This window comes from Pseudanabaena sp. BC1403 (genome assembly GCF_002914585.1).
Taxonomy (GTDB): domain Bacteria; phylum Cyanobacteriota; class Cyanobacteriia; order Pseudanabaenales; family Pseudanabaenaceae; genus Pseudanabaena.
The window spans coordinates 33,210-55,827 of the sequence record NZ_PDDM01000019.1 but is presented as its reverse complement, the minus strand read 5'-3'; the positions used below and the strand labels follow the sequence as shown (position 1 = coordinate 55,827).

General features: G+C 42.1%; 16 protein-coding genes and 1 pseudogene. 6 read left to right on the top strand and 11 right to left on the bottom strand.

Annotated elements, in window-relative coordinates:
• Positions 1-26: 26 nt before the first annotated feature.
• The 7 genes from CQ839_RS16755 to CQ839_RS16725 form a co-directional block, all read right to left on the bottom strand.
• A complete protein-coding gene (locus tag CQ839_RS16755) occupies positions 27-707 on the bottom strand; it encodes a response regulator transcription factor (protein ID WP_103669438.1) in 681 nt (226 codons plus the stop codon).
• The gene (locus tag CQ839_RS16750) at positions 704-2,149 is read right to left on the bottom strand and encodes a HAMP domain-containing sensor histidine kinase (RefSeq protein ID WP_181016225.1); all 1,446 of its coding nucleotides are present in this window, start codon (positions 2,147-2,149) and stop codon (positions 704-706) included. Before CQ839_RS16750 ends, CQ839_RS16755 begins: the two co-directional genes overlap by 4 nt.
• A 47-nt stretch (positions 2,150-2,196) precedes the next feature.
• Entirely contained in the window at positions 2,197-2,829 is a 633-nt protein-coding gene (locus CQ839_RS16745) for a cupin (RefSeq protein WP_103669437.1), read from the bottom strand.
• 39 nt (positions 2,830-2,868) lie between these two features.
• Positions 2,869-3,135 (bottom strand): hypothetical protein, encoded by a 267-nt coding sequence (locus tag CQ839_RS16740; RefSeq protein ID WP_103669436.1) that lies wholly within the window; start codon positions 3,133-3,135, stop codon positions 2,869-2,871.
• 42 nt (positions 3,136-3,177) lie between these two features.
• Complete coding sequence (locus CQ839_RS16735; RefSeq protein WP_103669482.1) at positions 3,178-4,011, bottom strand: cytochrome c biogenesis protein CcdA; 834 nt, start codon at positions 4,009-4,011, stop codon at positions 3,178-3,180.
• A gap of 111 nt (positions 4,012-4,122) precedes the next feature.
• Complete coding sequence (locus CQ839_RS16730; protein WP_103669435.1) at positions 4,123-4,755, bottom strand: thioredoxin domain-containing protein; 633 nt, start codon at positions 4,753-4,755, stop codon at positions 4,123-4,125.
• A 62-nt stretch (positions 4,756-4,817) separates the two neighbouring features.
• Positions 4,818-5,315: a thioredoxin family protein gene (locus tag CQ839_RS16725; RefSeq protein ID WP_103669434.1), complete on the bottom strand. Its 498-nt coding sequence runs from the start codon at positions 5,313-5,315 to the stop codon at positions 4,818-4,820.
• A 340-nt stretch (positions 5,316-5,655) separates the two neighbouring features.
• Here CQ839_RS16725 and CQ839_RS16720 point away from each other — a divergent pair, with 340 nt between their 5' ends.
• The gene (locus tag CQ839_RS16720; RefSeq protein WP_103669433.1) at positions 5,656-9,876 is read left to right on the top strand and encodes a DEAD/DEAH box helicase; all 4,221 of its coding nucleotides are present in this window, start codon (positions 5,656-5,658) and stop codon (positions 9,874-9,876) included.
• Positions 9,877-9,915: 39 nt separating this feature from the next.
• Here the strand turns inward: CQ839_RS16720 and CQ839_RS16715 are convergent.
• Positions 9,916-10,278 (bottom strand): annotated as a pseudogene (locus CQ839_RS16715) (transposase); the annotation flags it as partial.
• A 607-nt stretch (positions 10,279-10,885) separates the two neighbouring features.
• On the opposite strand from CQ839_RS16715, the gene CQ839_RS16710 reads away from it, so the two are divergent.
• Positions 10,886-11,731, top strand: coding sequence for a diguanylate cyclase domain-containing protein (locus CQ839_RS16710; protein WP_103669432.1), 846 nt, complete (start codon positions 10,886-10,888; stop codon positions 11,729-11,731).
• A gap of 61 nt (positions 11,732-11,792) precedes the next feature.
• Here the strand turns inward: CQ839_RS16710 and CQ839_RS16705 are convergent, their stop codons facing one another.
• Both CQ839_RS16705 and CQ839_RS16700 read right to left on the bottom strand, forming a co-directional pair.
• Positions 11,793-12,806: a 2-hydroxyacid dehydrogenase gene (locus tag CQ839_RS16705; RefSeq protein ID WP_103669431.1), complete on the bottom strand. Its 1,014-nt coding sequence runs from the start codon at positions 12,804-12,806 to the stop codon at positions 11,793-11,795.
• Positions 12,807-12,881: 75 nt separating this feature from the next.
• Positions 12,882-15,416, bottom strand: coding sequence for a glycogen/starch/alpha-glucan phosphorylase (locus CQ839_RS16700; RefSeq protein WP_103669430.1), 2,535 nt, complete (start codon positions 15,414-15,416; stop codon positions 12,882-12,884).
• 292 nt (positions 15,417-15,708) lie between these two features.
• Between CQ839_RS16700 and CQ839_RS16695 the strand changes: the two genes are divergently transcribed.
• Positions 15,709-17,523: a SpoIIE family protein phosphatase gene (locus CQ839_RS16695; protein ID WP_103669429.1), complete on the top strand. Its 1,815-nt coding sequence runs from the start codon at positions 15,709-15,711 to the stop codon at positions 17,521-17,523.
• Between the two features lie 127 nt (positions 17,524-17,650).
• Positions 17,651-19,102 carry a deoxyribodipyrimidine photo-lyase gene (locus CQ839_RS16690; RefSeq protein ID WP_103669428.1) on the top strand — a complete coding sequence of 484 codons (1,452 nt, stop codon included), beginning with the start codon at positions 17,651-17,653 and terminating at the stop codon, positions 19,100-19,102.
• Between the two features lie 103 nt (positions 19,103-19,205).
• Here the strand turns inward: CQ839_RS16690 and CQ839_RS16685 are convergent, their stop codons facing one another.
• Positions 19,206-19,910: a phosphoribosylanthranilate isomerase gene (locus tag CQ839_RS16685; RefSeq protein WP_103669427.1), complete on the bottom strand. Its 705-nt coding sequence runs from the start codon at positions 19,908-19,910 to the stop codon at positions 19,206-19,208.
• Positions 19,911-19,928: 18 nt separating this feature from the next.
• Between CQ839_RS16685 and CQ839_RS16680 the strand changes: the two genes are divergently transcribed.
• Positions 19,929-20,624 (top strand): SRPBCC family protein, encoded by a 696-nt coding sequence (locus CQ839_RS16680; protein ID WP_103669426.1) that lies wholly within the window; start codon positions 19,929-19,931, stop codon positions 20,622-20,624.
• A 130-nt stretch (positions 20,625-20,754) separates the two neighbouring features.
• Positions 20,755-22,491 carry an ATP-binding protein gene (locus CQ839_RS16675; protein ID WP_103669425.1) on the top strand — a complete coding sequence of 579 codons (1,737 nt, stop codon included), beginning with the start codon at positions 20,755-20,757 and terminating at the stop codon, positions 22,489-22,491.
• The last annotated feature ends 127 nt before the right edge of the window (positions 22,492-22,618 follow it).

Genomic DNA, 22,618 nt, shown 5'->3' with positions numbered 1-22,618 from the left:
GCCGCTTCCAAAAATTTCTCTAGATTTTAGGCATTATTTCGTAATACATAACCAACTCCACGTACAGTGTGCAGTATGCGTTTAGAGTTATTGTCTTCTAATTTAATTCGCAGCGCCCGTATGTAGACTTCGATGATATTAGACTCACCCATAAAGTCATAACCCCATACAGCTTCGAGAATTTGGTCACGGGATAGTACTTGTTGGGGATGTCGCAACATAAATTCCAATAGATCAAACTCTTTTGCCGTAAGAACTATTTTCTGTCCAGCCCGATACACCTCATGGGATAGGCGATTTAAAGTGATATCTTCAAATTGTAAGTTGTCAGAAATTTCGGGATACATCCGCCGCATTCTGGCTTTAACTCTGGCTAGTAACTCCTCAATACTAAAAGGCTTGGTGAGATAATCATCAGCTCCTGAGTTCAACCCCGTCACCCGATCGCTTATTTCATCTTTTGCGGTCAGCATAATAATTGGTACTTGCACTCCCGTTTTGCGTAACCTTGTACAAACATCTAGTCCTGATATTTCGGGCAGCATCCAATCCAAAATCACTAGATCAGGCTGATCGTCACGGGCTATAGTTAATCCATCTAAACCATTGAATGCCACAGTAACTTCATAGCCTTCTAAACTAAGTTCTGATTCGATAAACTTAGATAATTTGGGATCGTCTTCAACTAGAAGAATGCGATTATTCATCGTTGTGGATTCCATATCGGTAAAGTAATTGTAAAAATACTACCTTCATTGGGTTTGGAGAGCACAGTTATTCTTCCATCCATTCCTTCTACTAGGCTTTTTGCGATCGCTAGTCCCAGTCCCGTGCCATCTCTGGAGCGTGTGGAAGGATCATCACTGCGATAAAAACGCTCAAAGATACGATGTTGATGGGCTAGAGAAATACCAATACCGCGATCGCAAACATGAATTATCGCTTGCTCATCTTTAGTTGCTAATTGAATTTCCACAGGATCAGTAGAATATTTAATCGCATTATCAACTAAGTTAATTAACACTTGTTGCAGCCGATCTTGGTCAGCCAGAGCAACTATATCTTGATCGGTTGATAATAATTTTACCGAGCGATCGCTGACTTTCTCACTCATGCCTGCAACTTCCGCAGCTAAAGTATTTAGAAAGACGGGATCTTGACGAAACTGTAAATTACCACTGTCCGCCCTTGCGAGGTCTAACAAATCTTGGAGCATTTGGATTGTACGCTCAGTCTCAGCGCTGGCGGTTTCGAGGGCTTGTTTTTGATAAACGCTGAGATTGTCACCTCTCCGTAATAAGCTCTGCAAATAACCACAGATAACGGTTAAGGGAGTTCGTAATTCATGGGATACATTGCCGACAAATTGATGCTGCTGCTCCCAAGAACCTGACAGCCGATGCAGCATTTCATTAAATGCCTGTGCTAATCCCAAAATCTCATCAGGAGCCTTAGCTAGTTGCAGTTTCGCCCCACCTAAGTCGTCAATAGAAATTACACTTGCCATTTGACTCATTTGCTGTAAAGGGACAAGGGCTTTGCGAATTCGCAGAGCGATCGCTAAGATCAAAACCCCAGTTGCTATGGTGCTGACGATCGCTAATCCATAAATGCCATTATTTAGTTGACGTTGTTCATTGGTGATATCTTGCGAGAGATAGACTTTTCCAACTATATTTCCATCTACGATAAGAGCGCTACCACACATGACTGCATAGCGATCGCCTATTTGGACTACCTTTGGTGTAGTTGGTACTTCGTTATAACCAATATTTGTCAAGTCTGCCGATAGGTCATGATTATTCGCAGATTTAGCAAGAATTCGTCCATCAGCACTCTTAACCAAAACCGATAAATCTGAAGTCGAGACCTTGCTAGATGTGCGTTCTATTCCTGCGTTAATTCCGCCCGTTTCCATATACATTTCCACTAGATCGGGGAAACGCATCGCAATGTACTCCAGCATTTGCTTATGACCATTAACTACAGTCTGTTCCATGCTCCAACCTGCCCAAGCAGATACCCCCATTAAGCTAATGACGGACAGTGCAATCAGTTCTACGGTCAAACGAAACTGAAGTGAGGTGGTAGAAACTCGCTTACCAAGTAGATTAGAAATCGCTGTTCTGATTGATTTATGCATTGACATTATTTTTCGCTAAGAAGGATGTAAGGTGCTTCGAGTCATCCTTGTATTTAAAAAACTCTAGCGGTGCGCCGCTCTACATCAAACTCAAAACGTTTACTATAGTCAGTTATACCGTAGATATTCAAACTAATTGTGGGTTCATCACCAATCACTTCAATTTGGTGAATTGCATTGGGCATTAAACAGAGAATATCACCTGTCATAAGTATATGTTCGCCTGTTTTGACAATGCGATCTGGAAAGTCTGGAGTAGGCGATCGCTGCCAAAAGGTATTTTTCTCTGCACCATCAATCAACGCCACAATTCCCCAAGTTGCATGATTATGAATTGACGAAGTACGCTGCGGCGACCAAGCGACGGTCTGCACCGTTAGCGCAAAATCTGGCTCATCATAGAGCATTTGGACTGACCAACCTGTTTCGCGATCGGGAAGCAAAAAACTAGTTAATATCCATTCTGAACTATTTAATAATCGACGAACTAATGGACAAATTTTTTGTAATCGCAAACGGTCATCTTTTTCTTGCCAGATGATATCTTCAATATCTGTGAGGAATCGATAGAGTCGATAGGGCGGTGTAAATGAATCTTCTTGCAAATCATTTTTCTCAGTTTTAAGGGGAAGACATTGGCTCTCATCATTAACTAACCAGTCTTGATTTGTCTCTAGAATTGACATTACTTTAGCGATTTTCGGCGATTTTGATGTTATACCAAATCACAAATTGGCTATACCATTTTGTGATTTTAAAAACCTTATTGGGTTCGTTTTTTTAATTTCCAAAAGTGAGGACATAAAACCCAAGAATAGAATGGCGGCGCTTCGCGCCGCCATTCTATTCTTGGGTTTTGCTTTTACACTATCACAATCGACAGCAGCTACAATTTCTGACGTTATGTAGAACTTAGATGATGAATCTCTTGCATGGATTGTCACAGTATAATCTACGTGACCTGAATCAATAATTACCAGTTGTTCTACCATACATATCTATCCCCAAAATTCTTAATTTACTACCAATAGAACTTAACCGCCAATAAACCACTTTATACCTATAAATAGATAGTAAATTCCTGCCAAAATCAGCGCAATACTGCCGAATCTGGTAATTCCTTCTGAGTATTTCAGCAGCAGTTTGGCTTGTTTAGCGAAGCCAGTCAGCAGACTAGATAAGAAGATCACAATCGTGTAGCCCAACGCATAACTTACCATAGTCAGCACCGATAGAACTTGCGAACCACTTGCCGCCGAAGCTGCAAGCACTGCAAACAGTACAGGGCTAGCACAGGGAGAACTAACCAAAGCATAGGTTAAACCAACCCCAAAAGGACCAAGATTAGATCCGCCAACATTAATTTGAGGTAAAGGAATCCTAATCAAGCCCAATAAACCGAATCCCATGATTAAAATAATCGCTCCAACAACCACATTAATGTGGCCGCGATATTCCACGATTACAAATCCTGCGAAGGAAGAAACTAATCCAAATAGGCTAAGAATAATCACATTGCCAAGTACAAACATTCCTGCTTTGATCAAGGCATCTTTACGAGAGGTAATATTGCGAGTGCCGATATAGCTCAAATTTATGGGCAGCATGGCAAGAATGCAGGGGGAAATGCTGGCAATCAAGCCACCAATAAATGCGAGAGGCATTAGTACCATTGGATTAGCTGTGTCTTGTTGCGCGAACCATTCCTGATAGCGATTTTCCACAACAGATATGGCATATTCCAGTCCTTTAGATACTGGGTCAATAATTAATAGAGCGAGTGCAAAACCTAGAAGTGCTAATCCTCCAAAAACAAACCATTTTTTAGGGATTTTAGAACTGGTTTTCTTGCCTGTAGTAGTTTGCATAACCAGATCATCAGTATCGCGATCGGGTTTCTGAAGATGATTCATATAAGTTTCCTAAGATGAGAAATGAAAAACATTCCATTTGTCTAAGACAAATGGAATGTTTTGGAATTACTTTGTCAGCGCGGCATCCAAAACTTTGGTGTAAGCCATTTTGTCGGCATTGTTGCGATGTTGAGCCAAAATCTTCCCCGTAGCAGGATCAACAATTGTGAGCGAACCAGTTTGAGTTTTGTTCTCTGCCAAAAACTGGCTTAGTCCTAGCTCTTTAGCAGTAGCTTCCGCCGTCGCCGTGGTGGCTTTATCCGATACATCTAGTACCACAAATTCGACTTTGCCATCGTATTCTTTCTTCAGTTCAGAAACAGTTGGGGCAATATTTTTGCAAGCAGGACACCAACTTGCATAGACATCAACCACAACGGGCTTGCCCTGCAACTTTTGAGCAAGAGGACCGCCAATAGAAGCGCCAGAGGCAGATTTAGCAGCGCAAGGATCAGCTTTCTTCGCAGCGCAAGGATCAGCTTTCTTCGCAGCACAAGGATCAGCTTTCTTTGCAGCGCAAGGATCGGCTTTCTTCGCAGCGCAAGGATCAGCTTTCTTCGCAGCACAAGGATCGGGTTTAGTTGCAGTAGTGGTTGTGGCAGCATTGTCTTTGGATGCTTCAGGTGTAGCGCAAGCAATAAATACACCCGTACTCAAGAGCGCGATCGCTGCTAATGAAGCAAGATACTTAATTTTCATAGAATTTTTTGATGACGAATATTGATAATTGAAGGTCAAAGGGATTGGGATAGGCGATCGCCTTATTTTTTAGATAAAGCTGCATCTAAGACCTTTGTATAGGTAGCTTTATTGGCATTATTGCGGTGTTGCGACAAGACTTTGCCTGTGGATGGATCGACGATAGTTAACGAACCTGTTTGAGTCTTATTGGCAGCAAAGAAAGCGCTGAGTCCTAACTCTTTGGCGATCGCCTCAGATCTGGCAGTAGAAGATCGATCAGATACATCTAGCACCACAAAGTGAACTTTGCCAGCGTAGTCTCTTTTCAGTTGAGAAAGGGTGGGGGCAATATTTTGGCAAGCAGGACACCAACTCGCATAAATATCAACAACCACTGGCTTACCATGCAATTTCTTGGCAAGAGGTCCACCGACTGAAGCAGATTGGGCATAAGCAGCTTCACCTGCGATCGCCTCGGATAGAGATTGTTGAAGAGATTCTGGCATTACTAGTGCGATCGCCGTGCCAAAGCTTAGTAAGGAAATCGCAGCAAGTGAGGTTAAGAGCCTAGCTTTCATAGAAATTACTCGGTTAAATATTGGAAGAAATTCAATATAGAATCTATTAAAGGTTAGAAAAATGAGTGGCAGATGAGGACTAGATTGAGATTACATAAATAAAATTGGGGTGGTTTTGTTTCGTACAAGTACTTATAGCAATGCAAGAGAGCTCTAGGACAGATCAAAATCCAAAAGATAAACGGTGGCGCTGTTTATCTTTTGGATTTTGATCTGTATTGAAAACCAAATTTTTGCTAAGATTAGTAATTGGCAACAAATACAGTACAAAATTTGGATTTGTTTTGCTGCCACCGATCGCAAATTCTTCTAATCATCTAGTCACAATACAAACCCTGATATGCTTGATTCTCTAGCTGGTTCTACCAAACTCTATGAAAGCCTGACCGCAATTTATAACAAATTGTCAGCACTAGAGAAGCAGATGATCCAGATATTTGCGATCGCCTATGAGCCAATCAATCGCAGTGTATATTTTGATTGTTTACTTCAGATTGGACTTAAAGACAAGGACAATAAGCATTTTACTGCCATAAGTTTAAAGGGATATGTTGATCGCTTTTTAAAATTAAATTTGCTCACTCAAGACCGCTCTCAAGGTACACAATGCAATACCTATTTAGTGGATATTGCGTTGCGTGATGCTGTTCGATCAGGAAATTTCGAGAAGATTGTTAGTGCGATCGAATTGCAACTCCCTGTACCATCTTATGGAAGAACCGACTCACGCACTTTCAGGAGTGAGTCGCAGTTTATTCGTGAAGTGAGGATTGGGATTTATCGCCAAGATATAAAGTTTGTTACCAAGCAGTTTGAAGACTTCTATCGCTATGGCTATTCCCAGCAAAAAATCACCTTAGATGCAATTTTGTATCAAGCCAGTTGTAATCCCTTTGACTCTGAGTGGTTTCAGACCTTAAGTATAGAGTTTTATGAAATCGCTTTAGCCACAATTTTGACCAATGGAATGCTGAAACTGAAGTCTACGGATGCGGCTTTGACGATCCTGCGGCAGGAGTTTCAAGCGAAAGGCGATCGCTGTACAGATCCGCTAATACTGGTTTTGATGGAGCAGAGTTTATTGCGGGCTGATTTGCAGACCGCCCAAGAAGCATATGATCGCCTATCTAGTGACTACAAAAATGCTGGAGATGCCTTATTAGCTTGGCTGCATTTCTTGAAAGGCGATCGCGAGATGGCGATCGCGCAATTTCGGCAATCACTGAAGATGATCAAAAAAGCCACAGGCAAACGTCAAGTTTACTTTAGTGGTGAACCAGGGCTATTTTTTATATTGGCGCTGATTCAGGAAGGTACTGCTGAGAGTATGCGCGAAGCCGAAGGCTATACGGCGATTATGGCAAAGCAGACAAATCACTGGTTGCAGGTTACCTATAGTCGATTACAAAAAGTCTTGAAATTCCAATTGGGAGATATTCCACAAAAAGACTTGCTAAGTAGTGAATATATTCACAATCATACCGAAAGTCATTGTCTTGAAGCATTTTTTAGTGCACTCTGTCTCTATTGGGTAAATCCTGAAAAATCCAGAATTGAATTACCCAGAATTCTGGAACCATTGCTTAAACAGTCCGTTAATGCTGAATATCATTGGATATCAATGGAAACAGCAGAGCTATTGGGAGAACTAGCAGCCAATTCTATTCATCAAAAACATGCTCAAAAATTAAGACAAGGTAATCAAATCTCCTCAATTGTCAATTTGATTCGTCCTCAAGAGACTTGGGAACTGAGCCTAAATGCTTTATTGAATCTCAGCAAGTCGCCACAGGAACAAACAAAATCAGCCAATACTTCACCGCAGCGTTTGGTATGGTTTATTACCTTTAATAAGGGCTTATGTACGATCCAGCCGAGAGAACAGAAAATCAATGCTAAAGGCGTATGGAGTGCAGGGCGGAATATCGCAGTAAAGCGTTTGAAGGAGTCTGTACACGAGTTTCCCTACATGACTCCGCAAGATATTATCGTCTGCTCCCATGTGCAGGTCTATTCCTATCACGGATATTATGGACAGAGCCAATATGAATTTGACGAAGATACGATCTGCGCCTTGATTGGGCATCCCTTAGTGTTTTGGGAAGATTCACCAACTACTCGTGTCGATATTGCCAAGGGTGAACCAGAGTTATTAGTCAAGGCAGGAAAAGGCGATCGCCTAATTTTAGAATTTTCGCCACAATTAAAGGATGGGCAAAATTTTGTCGTCACCAAGGAAAGCCCCACGCGCCTAAAAGTGACACAGGTGAATGAATCCCATCGCCGCATCACCGAAATTATTGGCAGAAAAAACCGCCTCGAAATTCCTGTAGCCGCGAAGGATAAAGTACTTGCAGCGATTCATGGGATCTCTTCGATTGTGACTGTGCATTCGGATATTGGCGGCGGTGTAAGTGACGCTGAGGAAGTGCCATCGGATAGCAAGCCCCATGTCCATATTTTGCCAGCGGGGAATGGATTGAAGGTGGCTATATTAGCGCGTCCCTTTGCTAATGCAGGGGCATACTATCGTCCAGGGGCAGGTGGCGCAACAGTACTAGCTGAAATCGATGGGAAGCGCTTGCAAGCAACTCGCAATTTAAAAGAAGAGAAAAAGCTTGCAAATGAAGCGATCGCAGCTTGTCTGACATTAGAAAGTTTTGAAGAGCATGAGAGCGAATGGACGATTGATGATCCTGAGTTTTGTTTGGAATTATTACTGGAACTGCAAGCATTAGGCGATCGCATTGTCTTGGAATGGCCAGAAGGCGAGAAGATGAAAATTAGTCATCGGGCTGGCTTTGGTGATTTTAGGATGTCGATTAATCAAAGCCGTGATTGGTTCTCGGCTGAAGGCGAATTACGCTTGGGCGATGACAAAGTGCTAGATATGCAGCATCTATTGGAACTACTCGATAAAACTCCTAGCCGTTTTATTCCTCTTGGCGATGGTCAATTTATTGCTTTAACTCAGCAGTTTCGCAATCGACTCGATGAGTTCCGTCGTCTATCCGAGAAACATGGCAAAGGCACAAGATTCCATCCTCTCGCCGCCTTAGCTCTTGAAGATTTTGTGGATGAAATCGATGATCTTAAATCCGATAAGCACTGGAAAGCTCATGTCAAAAGAATCAAAGAAATGCGGAACTTTGAACCGCAGTTACCATCGACATTGCTTGCCGATTTACGGGATTACCAAATCGATGGATTTGCATGGTTAGCTAGGCTGGCGCATTGGGGTGTTGGTGCTTGCTTAGCCGATGATATGGGCTTAGGTAAAACCTTGCAATCTCTTGCCTTGATCCTCACTCGCGCTCCGCAAGGTCCAACGATGATTGTCGCGCCAACTTCTGTTTGTATGAACTGGATCGGTGAAGCCGCCAAATTTGCGCCAACATTGAATGTGATTGTGTTTGGTACAGGCGATCGCCAAAAGGTGTTAGACAATCTCCAACCCTTTGACATGGTGATCTGTAGCTATGGCTTGCTCCAACAGGAAGAAGTTGGGGAAATGCTCGCTAAAGTCGAATGGCAAACAGTTGTACTTGATGAGGCGCAAGCAATTAAAAACACAGCCACAAAGCGATCGCAAGCAGCAATGAATCTCCAAAGCGGTTTCAAACTAATCACCACTGGCACGCCAATCGAGAACCATCTCGGCGAACTGTGGAATCTATTTCGGTTTATTAACCCAGGACTACTAGGTTCCCTTGATAATTTCAATACGAACTATGCCAATCCGATCGAGCGATCGCAGGACAGAGAAGCCCGTAATCAACTCAAAAAGTTAATTCAGCCTTTCATTCTCCGTCGAACCAAAAACCAAGTACTGCAAGAGCTACCATCGCGCACGGAAGTCACGCTGCAAGTGGAACTAACTAAAGAGGAACTCGCCTTTTATGAAGCACTGCGTCGTGAGGCAGTCGCGAAGTTAACTAGTACCGAGGCAAATGCAGGACAAAAGCATCTTCAAGTTCTCGCGGAAATCATGAAATTGCGTCGCGCCTGTTGCAATACCAAGCTGGTCAGACCCGATATTCCTTTACCGAGTTCTAAGCTTCAGCTTTTTGGTGAAGTGGTTAGCGAGCTTCTGGACAATAAGCATAAGGCTTTAGTATTCAGCCAATTTGTCGATCATCTACATATCATCCGTGATTATCTCGATTCTCAAAAGATCAGCTATCAATATCTCGATGGTAGTACTCCCGCCAAAGATCGCAAAAAGCGCGTAGAAGCTTTCCAAGCAGGTGAAGGTGATGTCTTCCTCATTAGCCTCAAAGCTGGTGGCACAGGGCTGAATCTCACTGCTGCGGATTATGTGATTCATATGGATCCTTGGTGGAATCCTGCGGTGGAAGATCAAGCTAGCGATCGCGCCCATCGCATCGGTCAAAAGCGCCCTGTCACGATTTATCGCCTTGTCGCTAAGGGAACGATCGAGGAGAAGATTGTCGATCTACATACTCATAAGCGAGATCTGGCGGATAGCTTGCTGGAGGGTACAGATATGAGCGGTAAGGTGACGACTGATGCGTTGCTGCAATTGATTAATGAGATTTAGATAGGAGAAGAGGTGAGATCTATGAAAAAAGATAATGGCTCAATAGGTGTTTCGGGGAGGTAAAGAAAGTAGGGAGTCTAGCAAAGCACTCAGCAAAGCTTTACCCCTCCTCTTGGCATTATGAACAAACTCAAAGAAGCTCAAATACAAAGGTAACTTTTCTTGAGAAATACCACGATGAGGTCGTAACCAAGAGCGTAAAAGCGACCAAAAGCCTTCCATTGTATTGACATGAACTTCACAAAAGCCATCACCATCCTCATCTCTAGCATATTCGCCTACCCCATGACAAACAGTTTTGTGAGCATAGCCCCAATCTTGTAAAGGGTTGTAGATAGCATATTCGTCAGTGTAAACCATAGTACCAAGAGCAATCGTTGCTTTAACCAGAGGCTCAATAGAGAGTGTAAAGTAACTGCTAGTCTTGTTAAGACAAACAATGATTTGAGCATAGATTCCGCTCGTAATTGAAGCCTAAAAATATTTACAACTAGACAATCAGAATTTTAGTAATTTTGAGATAAATTAATAATAAATAATCCTATTAATGTGTCGTTATTGACAATATCAAAATAGTGATTTTTATGGCTAAAGCTGAAAACACTCGCTATATAAGCTTTTTTCTTGTGAATATTCTTTTTAGTAAAATAAGAGCGGAAAGTGAGTTTCATCTGAACCCTTAACTAACAAATTTTCTATAAGACTTGCAAAACAAACCTTTTAGAAAATTTATTGTGTTTCATTTACTCAAAAAAAGGTGGTGCGGCGCAAAGCGCTGCACCACCTTTTTTATTTTTATGTCCAAGGATCAAGTGCCTATAGCTATGAAAGCCAAGCTTTATGTAGATTTTATAAAATACATAAGTTTGGTTACTCACAATTTTATTAAAACTGTTATTTTGCAACATTTTTAGCAAAATTTAAGTGGTTTATTGAGATATTGTGGCTGTAAGTTTGGCAATTTCTTAAAGCTGTTCTAAAATTGCTTAAGCCAACAGATCAGAAAAGTATGGAAACTGAAAACAACCAACTAGTTACTAATGAACAACTTTTCTTGGCTAAAGTTGACCGTTTGGAGCAAGAAATCGAATCATTGCGATCGCAGAATATAAGCTTAAAAGAGCTTTTAAATACAAAAATTTCTCAAGGAGAACAGCTAACGCAAGCTAATCATCGTCTGCAAACTGAAATTCTTGATCGCCAACAGACAGAAACAGCTTTGAGATTACTTTTAGATAGACTCTCAAGTGAAAAAAGTGATCTAGAAATCATTCTTGACACCACTACATCTCATAGTGACACGATCGAAGCCTTGCTTTATGATCGAGCTCTGTCACTTGCCCGTGAAGTAACTATCGATGGATTGACCCAAATTGCTAATCGTCGAGCCTTTGATCAGAGATTAGACAAAGAATGGCAACGCTTAGCTAGAGAACATTTGCCACTTTCTTTGTTGATCTGTGACGTAGATTTTTTTAAGCGCTATAACGATCGCTATGGACATCCTATGGGCGATGATTGTTTGCGGGCGGTAGCAAAGACGATCGAGTCTTGTATACGTCGTCCTGCCGATCTGGTGGCTCGTTATGGTGGTGAGGAGTTTGCGGTGATATTGCCTAATACTCTAAGAGAAGGAGCCACTTTTATCGCTGAAGAAATTTGTATTGCCATTGCCGCTCTCCACATCCCACACGAAGCCTCTTTTGTCAAAGATTGCGTTTCTGTAAGTGTTGGCATATCCACAACTATGCCTGAGAAGAACATACATCCAAGAAGTCTCATTGAATCTGCTGATAAGGGCTTATATCTAGCCAAAAATCAAGGTCGTGATCGGGCTGTATATAGCAGTAACTAAAACCCAATATTAATGTTGTGTGGCAACGCCGCACGCCATTAATATTGGGTTTTAGTTGTTTTTATTTCGAGGAGATCGCATTTTCGATCTTCACCTCATTTACACAATTTCCAACCCGTTCAAATTCAGTAATATTGGTAAGAGTAGTTTCGGCGATATTTGCTAGAGCTTGGCTAGTAAAGAAAGCCTGATGCCCTGTAACAATTACATTTGGGAACGTTAGTAATCGCTGAAATGTATCATCTTGAATAACTTCATTGGACAAGTCTTCAAAAAACAAATCCGCTTCCTGCTCATACACATCGATACCGAGATATCCGATCGCGCCTGATTTTAGACCATCGATTGCCGCCTGAGTATCAATTAATGCACCGCGACTTGTATTAATTAACATCATCCCAGTTTTCATTTGGGCGATCGCTTCAGCATTAATCAAATAATGCGTATCGGGCGTAAGTGGACAATGGAGTGAAATAATATCTGACTGAGCGAAGAGTTCGGGCATTGGCACGTATTCCATTCCCATTTCTAAACAAACAGGATTTTGATAAGCATCATAGCCGATTAATTTACAACCAAATCCGTGCATAATTTGGGCAAAAATTGCACCAATTCGACCAGTGCCAATCACACCCACAGTTGCCCCATGCAAATCAAAACCAAGTAATCCCTCAATAGAGAAGTTACCTTCTCTAACGCGGTTATAGGCACGATGAACTTTACGATTGAGCGATAAAATTAGGGCGATCGCATGTTCGGCAACTGCATAAGGGGAATAAGCTGGAACACGCACAATCGTTATTCCCAAATGAGATGCAGCAGCTAAGTCCACATGGTTAAATCCAGCCGATCTTAGAGCAATTAATTTTGTGCCGCCTTGAGCCAACTTCTCCAACATTTTTGCATCAAGATAGTCATTAATGAAAATGGATATGGAAGGAAACCCTATGGCAAGGGAAACAGTCTCATGGCTAAGATGACATTCAAAAAAAACTATTTCGTGCTGATGTTGATCGTTAGCAACATTAAACGATTGACGATCGTAGGACTTAGTATTGAAAAAGGCAATTTTCATAAATAACTTGATAGAAATTTTTCTGTAAACAAGAAGGGCTCGCTTAGCGAGCCCTTCTTATTTGCAATTTAGATGTTAGCCGCCAACATTGAGAGTTGCCCTTGCAGGATCATAGGGTTCCATATCCACTTTCACTGGCTTCACATTCCAGATATCATCACAATACTCTTTGATTGTGCGATCGGAAGAGAACTTGCCAGATCTTGCTACGTTGAGAATGCTCATAGTTGTCCATTTCTCAACATCTTGATAAGTAGCACTGACTTTAGCCTGACAATCCGAATAGGCTTGATAATCCGCCAACAACATATAGTCATCGTGATACATCAATGAATCAACAAGCGGCTTAAACAAGTCTTTATCGCCAGGGGAGAAATATCCCATACCTAGGCGATCGAGAACATTGCGAAGTTCTTCATTGCTTTGATAATAGGTTTGAGGATTGTATCCTTCGGCTTTCTTCTGTTCAACTTCCGCAGCCGTTAAACCGAAGAGGAAGAAATTATCATCACCGACTTCTTCACGAATTTCAATATTCGCGCCATCAAGAGTACCAATGGTCAAAGCGCCATTCATCGTGAACTTCATGTTGCCAGTACCCGAAGCTTCTTTACCTGCGGTGGAGACTTGTTCGGACAAGTCAGCAGCAGGATAAATCAACTGACCGAGTGAGGCGCTGAAGTTAGCAAGGAAGACGACTTTAATTCGCCCCTGCACATCGGGATCGCGATTAACGACATCAGCAACTGCATTGATTGCTTTAATAATCAACTTCGCCATGAAGTATCCAGGGGCGGCTTTACCACCAAAGATAAAGGTGCGTGGAGTAATGTTGATACTAGGATTTTGTTTGATTCTCAAGTACAAACCAATAATGTGGAGTAGGTCAAGATGCTGACGCTTGTACTCGTGAATCCGCTTTACTTGAATGTCAAAGATGGAATTAACATCCACTTCTACGCCATTGTGAGTGCGGATATAATCGGCGATTTTCTGCTTGTTAGCCTGTTTGATCTGTCTCCAGCGATCGCGAAAATCTTTATCATCAACAAAAGATTCAAGTTTACGAAGTTCGTCAAGATGCTTCAGCCAAGTATCACCAATTTTTTCGCTAATTAAACCTGACAAAGCTGGATTGGCTAGTAATACCCAACGTCGAGGAGTGACTCCATTAGTTTTATTATTAAACTTCTCTGGCCAAAGCTTGTAGAAGTCTTTCAATACATCAGCTTTCAGTAATTCGGTGTGCAAAGCTGCGACACCATTAACTGCATGACTGCCAACGGTAGCGAGGTTTGCCATCCGTACTTTTTTGCCGCCACCTTCTTCGATAATCGATAGGCGCAATAGCAACTCATTGTCTTCAGGAAACCAAGTTTGTACATCTTGCAAGAAGCGATGATTGATTTCGTAAATGATTTCTAAATGACGAGGCAGAAGGCTCTCAAATAGAGGCACACCCCATTTTTCGAGCGCTTCAGGCATGAGAGTGTGATTAGTGTAAGCAAAGGTGCTTTGGGTAATCCGCCATGCTTCATCCCAGAACATTTGATGATCATCTACCAACAAACGCATCATTTCAGCAATGCTGATGGCTGGGTGAGTGTCATTTAGCTGCACGGCTGCATGATCAGCAAGGTTGTCTAGACGACCATACTTTTTAAGATGGCGACGAATGATGTCTTGCAGTGAGCAGGATACAAAGAAGAACTGCTGCTCTAAACGCAATTGACGACCTTGGGGCGTGTTGTCGTTGGGATAAAGAACTTTGGAAATGGTTTCCGATTTGATCTTGGTTGCCACTGCACCGTCATAGTCGCCAGAGTTAAAAGCTTGGAAGTTAAAGTCTTCACCTGCCTCGGCTTTCCAGAGACGTAGCGTATTGACGGTATTAGTTTGATAGCCAGGAACAGGGGTATCGTGGGGAATGCCTTCGACCGTGAAACTAGGAATCCAGCGCGTGTGTGGGCGACCGCGATCATCGTTATAAACTTCAGTATGTCCGCCAAATTTGACTTGGACGGTAGATTCGTAACGCACGACTTCCCAAGGATTGCCACATTTCAGCCACTTATCAGGAATTTCTACCTGCCAGCCCTGTTGAATTGATTGGTTAAAAATCCCAAATTCATAGCGAATTCCATAGCCCATTGCAGGGATTTCGAGGGTGGCTAGTGAGTCGAGGAAACAGGCTGCTAAGCGTCCGAGTCCACCGTTACCCAGTCCTGGATCGGGTTCTTGCTCTAGCAATTCGGTCAGATCGAGTCCTGACTCTTTAACGGCTTGGGCGATCGCTTCGTACAAGTCCAGATTAATCAAGCTATTACCAAGATGTCGCCCCATCAAAAATTCGGCGGAGAGGTAATAGACGGTTTTGATGTCTTGTTCGTGGTAGACCTTGAGGGTTTGCAGCCAACGTTGTAAGAGGCGATCGCGTGTTGTGTACGATAGCGCCATGTAGTAGTCGGTGAAGTTTGCCTGCGATCCGAGTTTGCCTTGAATATAGAACAGGTTATCGGCAAAGGCACGTTTGAGGGTTTCGATACTTAAACCTGTGCGATCGTCTTCTACCGTAATATTGCTGGTTTGATTAGCAACATTTGTTTGCATAGAATTATTCCTGAATAGTTACTTAGTCTTATTTCCGTTCTACTGACCCTAAGGCGGAGGGTGATGCCCCCTGTCCTATCCAAGCATAAACTTTGAGCTGTTGGTCATTTATTAACTGATAATTTATGTTTGAGGGGCGTAATATTTACGGTTCCCTGACATTAGCTTAATTTTTTATGAAAAATTTACCTCTTATGCTTTTGGGATCACAGGAAATGCCTCGACTAGATCTCTGCCCCAATCATCAACTGCAACGCAGAATCAAAAATGTCGAGACTTACTCTTTAAACCAATGAAATTACCTACAAAGCTAAAAAAAACAATCAGCACCACTTGGTGGATTGATAATTTAATTATTGCAGTGCTTTACTTCGTCTTAAGCGCATTAGTTTTAAAGATACCCCAATCACAGCTAGGTTCGCCAGTCTGGCCTCCTGCTGGTATAGCGGTTGGAGCTTTATTGGCAAGAGGGCGATCGCGATGGTTAGGAGTATTTTTGGGAGCTACTTTAAATAGCTTTCTTAATTCTAAAGTACCTTTTCTTTTTGCGATTTGTGGAGGGACTATACCTGCGATCGGCGCTTTAGTCTCTACCACATTAGTATTGTATTTTAACAAGACAAATAATTTATTTGGGTACGTTAAACATTTTGTCAAGTTTACTCTTGCAATCACTTTTAGTGGCACTCTTTTACAAGCTTTACTAGGGACTTTAATAGTCCTTTCGGCAGGTTTAATTCCATGGAATATTTACTTGAGTGTTACATGGGGATGGTGGGTTGGCGATGCGATAGGAGTTTTACTATTTGCGCCTTTAGTTTGTGCATGGTGGAGTAAGAAGTCAAACATAATATCGCATCATCAAACTGAGCAGAAATTTGATTATAAAGAGCTATTTTTATGCTTGTTAATCTTAGTTATAACCTCTTATTTTGCACTTATAGAAAATCAACCAATTGAGTATTTTTTATTGCCACCGCTACTATGGTCGGCGTTTCGGTTTGGCACAAGAATCACAACACTAATTACGATGATTGTTGCTATGGCTGCTGCCATAAGTACTGCCTATAAATCAGGAATTTTTTATAAGGTTTCTCAGGAGAGTAACTCTCTAATATTCTTGCAATTATTTATGGGAGTAATGCTAATTACTACAATCGCAGTCTTGGCATTGGTCGCTGAGAATAATCGCGTTGCAGAAAAACTAAAAGAGCAAGTTGTTCTCAAAGATCAAGCCTATACCCAGTTAGATCAAGTCAATAAAAATTTAGAAGATATCATTGAGGAGCGTACCCACGAATTAGTAGAAGCTAATCGGGAAATTAATTCTTTGAATCAGAGGTTAACTGTAGAAAATTATCGAATGAGTTCAGAGTTAGCGGTTACTCGAAAATTACAAGAGATGATCTTACCAAGAACAAAAGAATTAAAAAGAATTGAAGAATTAGATATTGTGGGATTTATGGAGCCTGCGGATGAAGTAGGTGGTGATTATTATGATGTTTTACAGCGCAATGGGCAAATTAAAATTGGGATCGGGGATGTTACAGGGCATGGATTAGAAAGTGGAGTAATCATGATCATGGTACAAACCGCGATCCGTACTTTACTGATTAATGGAGAAAGAAATCCTGTTAAGTTCTTATCTACAGTTAATCAGACGATTTATGAAAATCTTCAACGAATGAATTGCGATAAAAGTTTGAGTCTGATCCTTATGGATTATCATGACAACAAACTCTGTTTAAGTGGACAGCATGAAAGTGTAATTGTAATTCGAGCAAATGGAGAAATCGAAATTATTGATACAGACTCTTTAGGCTTTCCAATTGGATTAACTGATGAGATTACTGAATTCATTTTTGAAGTAGAAATCTACTTGAATTTGGGAGATATAGTCTTGCTATACACTGATGGTATTCCTGAAGCTGAGAACCAAAGCAAACAATATTATGGACTCGAACGTTTGACTCAAGTTATCAGGGAAGCCCATGAGAAACCCGTCGATCAAATTAGAGAAATTGTAATTACAGATATCCGTGAGTTTATCGGTTCTAACAAAGTATATGATGACATCACTTTTGTAGTCATGAAGCGCAAAATATAAGCGAGGTGACTAATCGAGATAATTGGCGCGATCGCAATTTTGACTTGCCTATTGAAATCCTGCAAATCATGAGTTTTTAGTCTGTATAGAATAGATCTGTGATTTAAATATACAACCGTCAATAGTTATGCCTCAAATAGCCAGTAGCTCTGGGAAAAATATCGTTTTAGTCTGGCATCGGCGAGATTTGCGAATTGATGATAATCCTGCGCTGAGTGAGGCGATCGCCCAAGTTGGGGATCAGGGGATCGTGCTGGGGGTGTTTATTTTTGATCCTGACATTCTTGATGATGGTGTGACCGAGGGTAGCAAGGTTGACTTTATGCTGGGGTGTTTACGGGAGTTGCAAGCTAACTATCGGCGGTTGGGCAGCGATTTATTATTTATGTATGGTCAGCCTATTCAGTCGATTTGTGAATTAGCCAAGGCAGTTAATGCAAGTCATGTCTTTTTTAATCAAGATGTCGAACCCTTTGCCATCAAACGCGATCGCGCTGCAACTCTTGCCTTGCAAGAGTTAGGAATTAAAGTTCAGAGTTTTATTGATATTGGTTTGATTGCTCCCGATGCGATCGCTACCCAATCTGGTGAACCTTACAAGGTTTACACCCCTTTTTGGCGGAATTGGCAAAGTAAGCCTAAGCCTAAGCCTTTTGATGCTCCCCAGAAATTAAGGGGTTTAGCTAGTTATGAAAATCTGCCTGTAATTTCTTTCCCAAGTTTGCGCGAACTAAAATTTATTAACGACATAACTTTACCGAAATCGGGAGAAGCTGAGGCTCTGCAATTATTAGAAACATTTTGCGATGGTCATGGGATCTTGCGCTATCAAACCGAACGTGATTTTCCTGCCCATGCTGGTACATCGACATTAAGTCCACATTTGCGATTTGGGACTGTGGGAATTAGAAGAGTTTGGGAAAAAGCGATCGCGGCTGAGCAGCTTGTACGTAGTGAAGAAGAAGCCACGGGGATCACTACATGGAAACAGGAATTAGCATGGCGCGAATTTTATCAACATGTTTTGTACTATTTTCCTGAACTAGAAACAGGTGCATATCGTCCGCAGATGCGAGATTTCCCTTGGGATGATGACGAGGAGAAATTTGTGGCATGGTGCGAGGGGCGCACAGGCTATCCGATTGTCGATGCGGCGATGCGTCAGCTTAATCAAACAGGCTGGATGCATAACCGTTGTCGAATGATTGTCGCTAGTTTTTTAACCAAAGATTTGATAATCAATTGGCAATGGGGTGAGCGCTATTTTATGCAGAAATTACTGGATGGGGATCTGGCGGCAAATAATGGCGGTTGGCAATGGAGTGCTTCTAGTGGCATGGATCAAAAACCTTTAAGGATCTTCAATCCTGCTTCGCAAGCTCGTAAGTATGATCCTGAGGGTGAATATATTTTGCGTTGGTTACCTGAATTGCAGGGCTTAACTACGGCTGAGCTTTTAAGTGGTAATATTCCACCGCATCAGTGCAAGAAACGTGATTATCCTTTGCCAATCGTTGATCACAATATTCAGCAGCAAAAGTTCAAGCAGCTCTATAAAGATTGCAAAGCTAGCCCCTAAGCTCGCACTTAAGCCCAGCACTCAAGTGCGGGCTAAAAGCTAAAACCCGTTGAAACGGGTTACGGAAAATTATTTTTTAGTCTGCTTCAGCAGACTTGCGCTTTTAGCCAGCACTTGAGTGCTGGGCTACTGCTACTACGTGATCGCCATTACATCTCTGCACAAATTGCTTAACTTTCGACAAATCTTTATCCCCAGCAGTCCATTCGACCCCACTTGATACATCTAAACCATGTGGATTTACTAAAGCGATCGCATCGGCAACATTTTCAGGTGATAAGCCTCCCGCTAACCACCAGTCACAAGCTGGGCGAAAATCGCGCAACATTTGCCAATCAAGAGTTTTGCCAGTGCCTCCCGCCATGTGCGGATCATAAGCATCAAGTAAAACCGCATCAACTGTATTACTAAAAAGATGTGCTTGCTCTAAACCTATTTGATCTTTGACTCGTAATGCTTTAATTAGCTTTATTTTCGGGTGAGTAGCACTTAGATGCGATCGCAGTTGATCACAAAATTCTGGAGATTCATCGCCATGTAGTTGCACCGCGTTTAGTCCAGCTAGCGCAACTGTTTCACTAATTTCACTGATACTGGAATTAAGAAATACCCCAATCAAATCGATCTCTGATAATCTGGCAATCTCAGGCTGGGCAGAGAGTAGACTAGATGTGATTTGCCCGATCGCAGTTGGGTTGATATATCGTGGTGAAGAGGATACACAGATAAAACCAAGCGCATCGACTCCCATTTGCGCGATCACTTGGGCTTGATCGAGTTTCGTAATGCCACAAATTTTGATATACATACACAATAAATTAATTCCATGACAGACTCATCCTATCCAAAGTTTATGCAGTCTCATCAACAACTAGATCAGAAATTAGGCAAGAAAATCGTGACAAAAATTTCCGCAGGCTCGGCAATGTTTATGGCGATCGCGATCGCTTGCTGCACTCCAACCCTCCCTGCCCGTGCTGCACTCTTTGATGGTCCAGTTGATCGTCTGCCCTCAGTGCAGCGTGATTCATTGCGCAAAGGGCAAACAGTGGTCACAGGTAGCAGCGGTAAATATGTAGCGCGAGTACTACTCACTGCCTCACCTGATGCAGTTTGGCGAGTTTTGACTGACTATGCCAACCTTTATAAATTTATTCCCAACATGACTTCCAGCAAGATCATCGAAAATCGTGGCACTCGTAAAGTGATTGAGCAAGTGGATTCGCGTCAAGTCTTCTTAGTTTCGATTGTTTCGCGCACCAAGCTTGCTATTCAAGAAACTGATCGCAAACAAATCGATTTTCGACTTATTGATGGCGATCTTGCCCAAATGGAAGGCTACTGGAAAATTGAACCCGTCTCCTCAGTACCACGTCGTCCTGCCAATCAAATTCTGATTACTTACACTGTCAATGCTCAGCCTAAGAGTGGTACTCCTACTGATGCGTTCTATGGAATTTTCAAAGAAGCTTTAGGTGATACATTACAGGCGATTAAACGAGAAGTTGCAAATAGAAACTAAAAAACAAAAGTGCTTCCGCTTCACCGTAGGGACAATTCATGAATTGCTCCTACGGTGATTTCAAACAAGAGAGAACTTGCTATGCAAATTCTCTCTTGCTCTCAAATTCTCAAACTTAATAATTAACGACATGATCGAGCCGATTGGATACATATTAGGAACCAAAGATGCTACCCCACTTGAGTTTTGGGTGGCGGTGAGTGATGGCAAAGTCCTTCGTCTCGATGATGTCGTGCAAGTGAAAACCGATCGCCCTGACAAAAAAGGGATTGTCAACTTTTATGGTGTTGTTGATCATGTGCGAACCATCCATGAGGGGACGCAATTTGATACAGATACATTTCTGGTTACCAATGGCAGTATGCCCGTCAATGTATCCTATGCCGCCCATATCCAAGTCACGCGGATTGAGCCTGAAGAATATTTACCGCCACAACCGAGCGATGCTGTTTATTTAGCTGAAGATGAGAACCTGAGATTTGCGTTGAATTTCGATGGCATGGAGCAGCGCATCTCCGCAGGAATTATGCGAAATGGGAGTCCTGCCTATTTGAATTATGAATTTATCGATGGGACGAAGGGCGCTCATGTCAATATTTCGGGGATTTCGGGAGTGGCAACAAAGACTTCTTTTGCTTTATTTTTACTGCATTCCATTTTTAATTCGGCGGCTTTAGGTTCTAAAAGAGCAAATACTAAGGCGCTGATTTTTAATGTCAAAGGGGAAGATTTGTTCTTCTTAGATAAAGCAAACAATAAAATGCGTGAAGAAGATCGCAATACTTATCATGCTCTCGATCTACCTGTAGAGCCATTTCGAGATGTACGGTTTTGTGTTGCGCCGAAGAAAAATACACTAGAGATAGAGCCACACCTCGATCAACGTTCTGATAATATCTCAGCTTATGTGTGGGGGATGCGCGAATTTTGTCGCGATCGCCTATTTCGCTTTCTATTTGCAGGAGACGATCTGGAGCGCGGGAACATAGGTTTTTTAGCAAGTATTGTCGAAGAACGTCTTGCTCGATTGGCGATGGACAATGACAAATATGATAAGAAGCTAGGATTTTTGCCTAGAGCTAGTCTGGACTTAGATGATACCTATGGGGAAGAAGACAAAGATAAGGTGGAAACATTTCGAGATTTGATTGAATTTCTTGAAGAGAAGTTAGTCGAGAATCCCGATCAGAAATGGCTAGGACGGAATGCTCCTGCCACTGCGGAGGCTCTAACGCGGCGTTTATGGGGAATTGCTGATGAAATGGGACATCTCATTCGCGGCGATCTACCTGCGGAAGAATTGCAAAAATATAAACTCGATCCCCTTGATGCGGAATATCAGCTAACGATCGCAGATATTAACAAGCTCGGCAGCAAAGCCCAAAAGTTTGTGGTGGGTGTATTGCTCCAAAAGCTCTTCATGGAAAAGGAAAAGCGCGGTCAATATCCCGTTGTCTTTATCGTTCTTGATGAATTAAATAAATACGCACCAAAGGAAGGTCGCAGTCCTATTAAAGATTTGCTAGTAGAAATCGCAGAACGAGGGCGATCGCTTGGCATTATCTTAATCGGCGCACAACAAACCGCCTCAGAGGTGGAGCGGCGTGTGGTTGGACAGGCGGCGGTGCGGGTAGTTGGTCGTCTGGACTCCGCCGAAGTGGAACGCCCTGAGTATAACTTCTTGACAGGTGCTTGTCGGAAGCGATCGCTATTATTGAAATCTGGCAGCATGTTTATCCATCAGCCCGAAGTTCCATCACCTTTGCTGGTTGGATTTCCTTTCCCTGCCTATGCAACGAGGTTGCGAGAAGTCCAAATTAATGAGGTTGAAGAAAAGGTTCTTAAAAGTAAAGTTAAGCGACTTTAAGCAATCGCTGTAATCTATAAGATTTATGCAAATAAACCAAGAACTCAAGTTCTTGGCTAAAAGCTCAAGTCCACTGAAGTGGACTACAGAATACTATAAATTAACCCGTTTCAACGGGTTTGAGCTT

What these genes read in the sequence shown, in the direction of transcription:
- CQ839_RS16755 (WP_103669438.1), bottom strand. Translation starts at nt 707, where the DNA reads ATGAATAATCGCATTCTTCTAGTTGAAGACGATCCCAAATTATCTAAG.
- CQ839_RS16750 (WP_181016225.1), bottom strand. Translation starts at nt 2,149, where the DNA reads ATGTCAATGCATAAATCAATCAGAACAGCGATTTCTAATCTACTTGGT.
- CQ839_RS16745 (WP_103669437.1), bottom strand. Translation starts at nt 2,829, where the DNA reads ATGTCAATTCTAGAGACAAATCAAGACTGGTTAGTTAATGATGAGAGC.
- CQ839_RS16740 (WP_103669436.1), bottom strand. Translation starts at nt 3,135, where the DNA reads ATGGTAGAACAACTGGTAATTATTGATTCAGGTCACGTAGATTATACT.
- CQ839_RS16735 (WP_103669482.1), bottom strand. Translation starts at nt 4,011, where the DNA reads ATGCAAACTACTACAGGCAAGAAAACCAGTTCTAAAATCCCTAAAAAA.
- CQ839_RS16730 (WP_103669435.1), bottom strand. Translation starts at nt 4,755, where the DNA reads ATGAAAATTAAGTATCTTGCTTCATTAGCAGCGATCGCGCTCTTGAGT.
- CQ839_RS16725 (WP_103669434.1), bottom strand. Translation starts at nt 5,315, where the DNA reads ATGAAAGCTAGGCTCTTAACCTCACTTGCTGCGATTTCCTTACTAAGC.
- CQ839_RS16720 (WP_103669433.1), top strand. Translation starts at nt 5,656, where the DNA reads ATGCTTGATTCTCTAGCTGGTTCTACCAAACTCTATGAAAGCCTGACC.
- CQ839_RS16710 (WP_103669432.1), top strand. Translation starts at nt 10,886, where the DNA reads ATGGAAACTGAAAACAACCAACTAGTTACTAATGAACAACTTTTCTTG.
- CQ839_RS16705 (WP_103669431.1), bottom strand. Translation starts at nt 12,806, where the DNA reads ATGAAAATTGCCTTTTTCAATACTAAGTCCTACGATCGTCAATCGTTT.
- CQ839_RS16700 (WP_103669430.1), bottom strand. Translation starts at nt 15,416, where the DNA reads ATGCAAACAAATGTTGCTAATCAAACCAGCAATATTACGGTAGAAGAC.
- CQ839_RS16695 (WP_103669429.1), top strand. Translation starts at nt 15,709, where the DNA reads ATGAAATTACCTACAAAGCTAAAAAAAACAATCAGCACCACTTGGTGG.
- CQ839_RS16690 (WP_103669428.1), top strand. Translation starts at nt 17,651, where the DNA reads ATGCCTCAAATAGCCAGTAGCTCTGGGAAAAATATCGTTTTAGTCTGG.
- CQ839_RS16685 (WP_103669427.1), bottom strand. Translation starts at nt 19,910, where the DNA reads ATGTATATCAAAATTTGTGGCATTACGAAACTCGATCAAGCCCAAGTG.
- CQ839_RS16680 (WP_103669426.1), top strand. Translation starts at nt 19,929, where the DNA reads ATGACAGACTCATCCTATCCAAAGTTTATGCAGTCTCATCAACAACTA.
- CQ839_RS16675 (WP_103669425.1), top strand. Translation starts at nt 20,755, where the DNA reads ATGATCGAGCCGATTGGATACATATTAGGAACCAAAGATGCTACCCCA.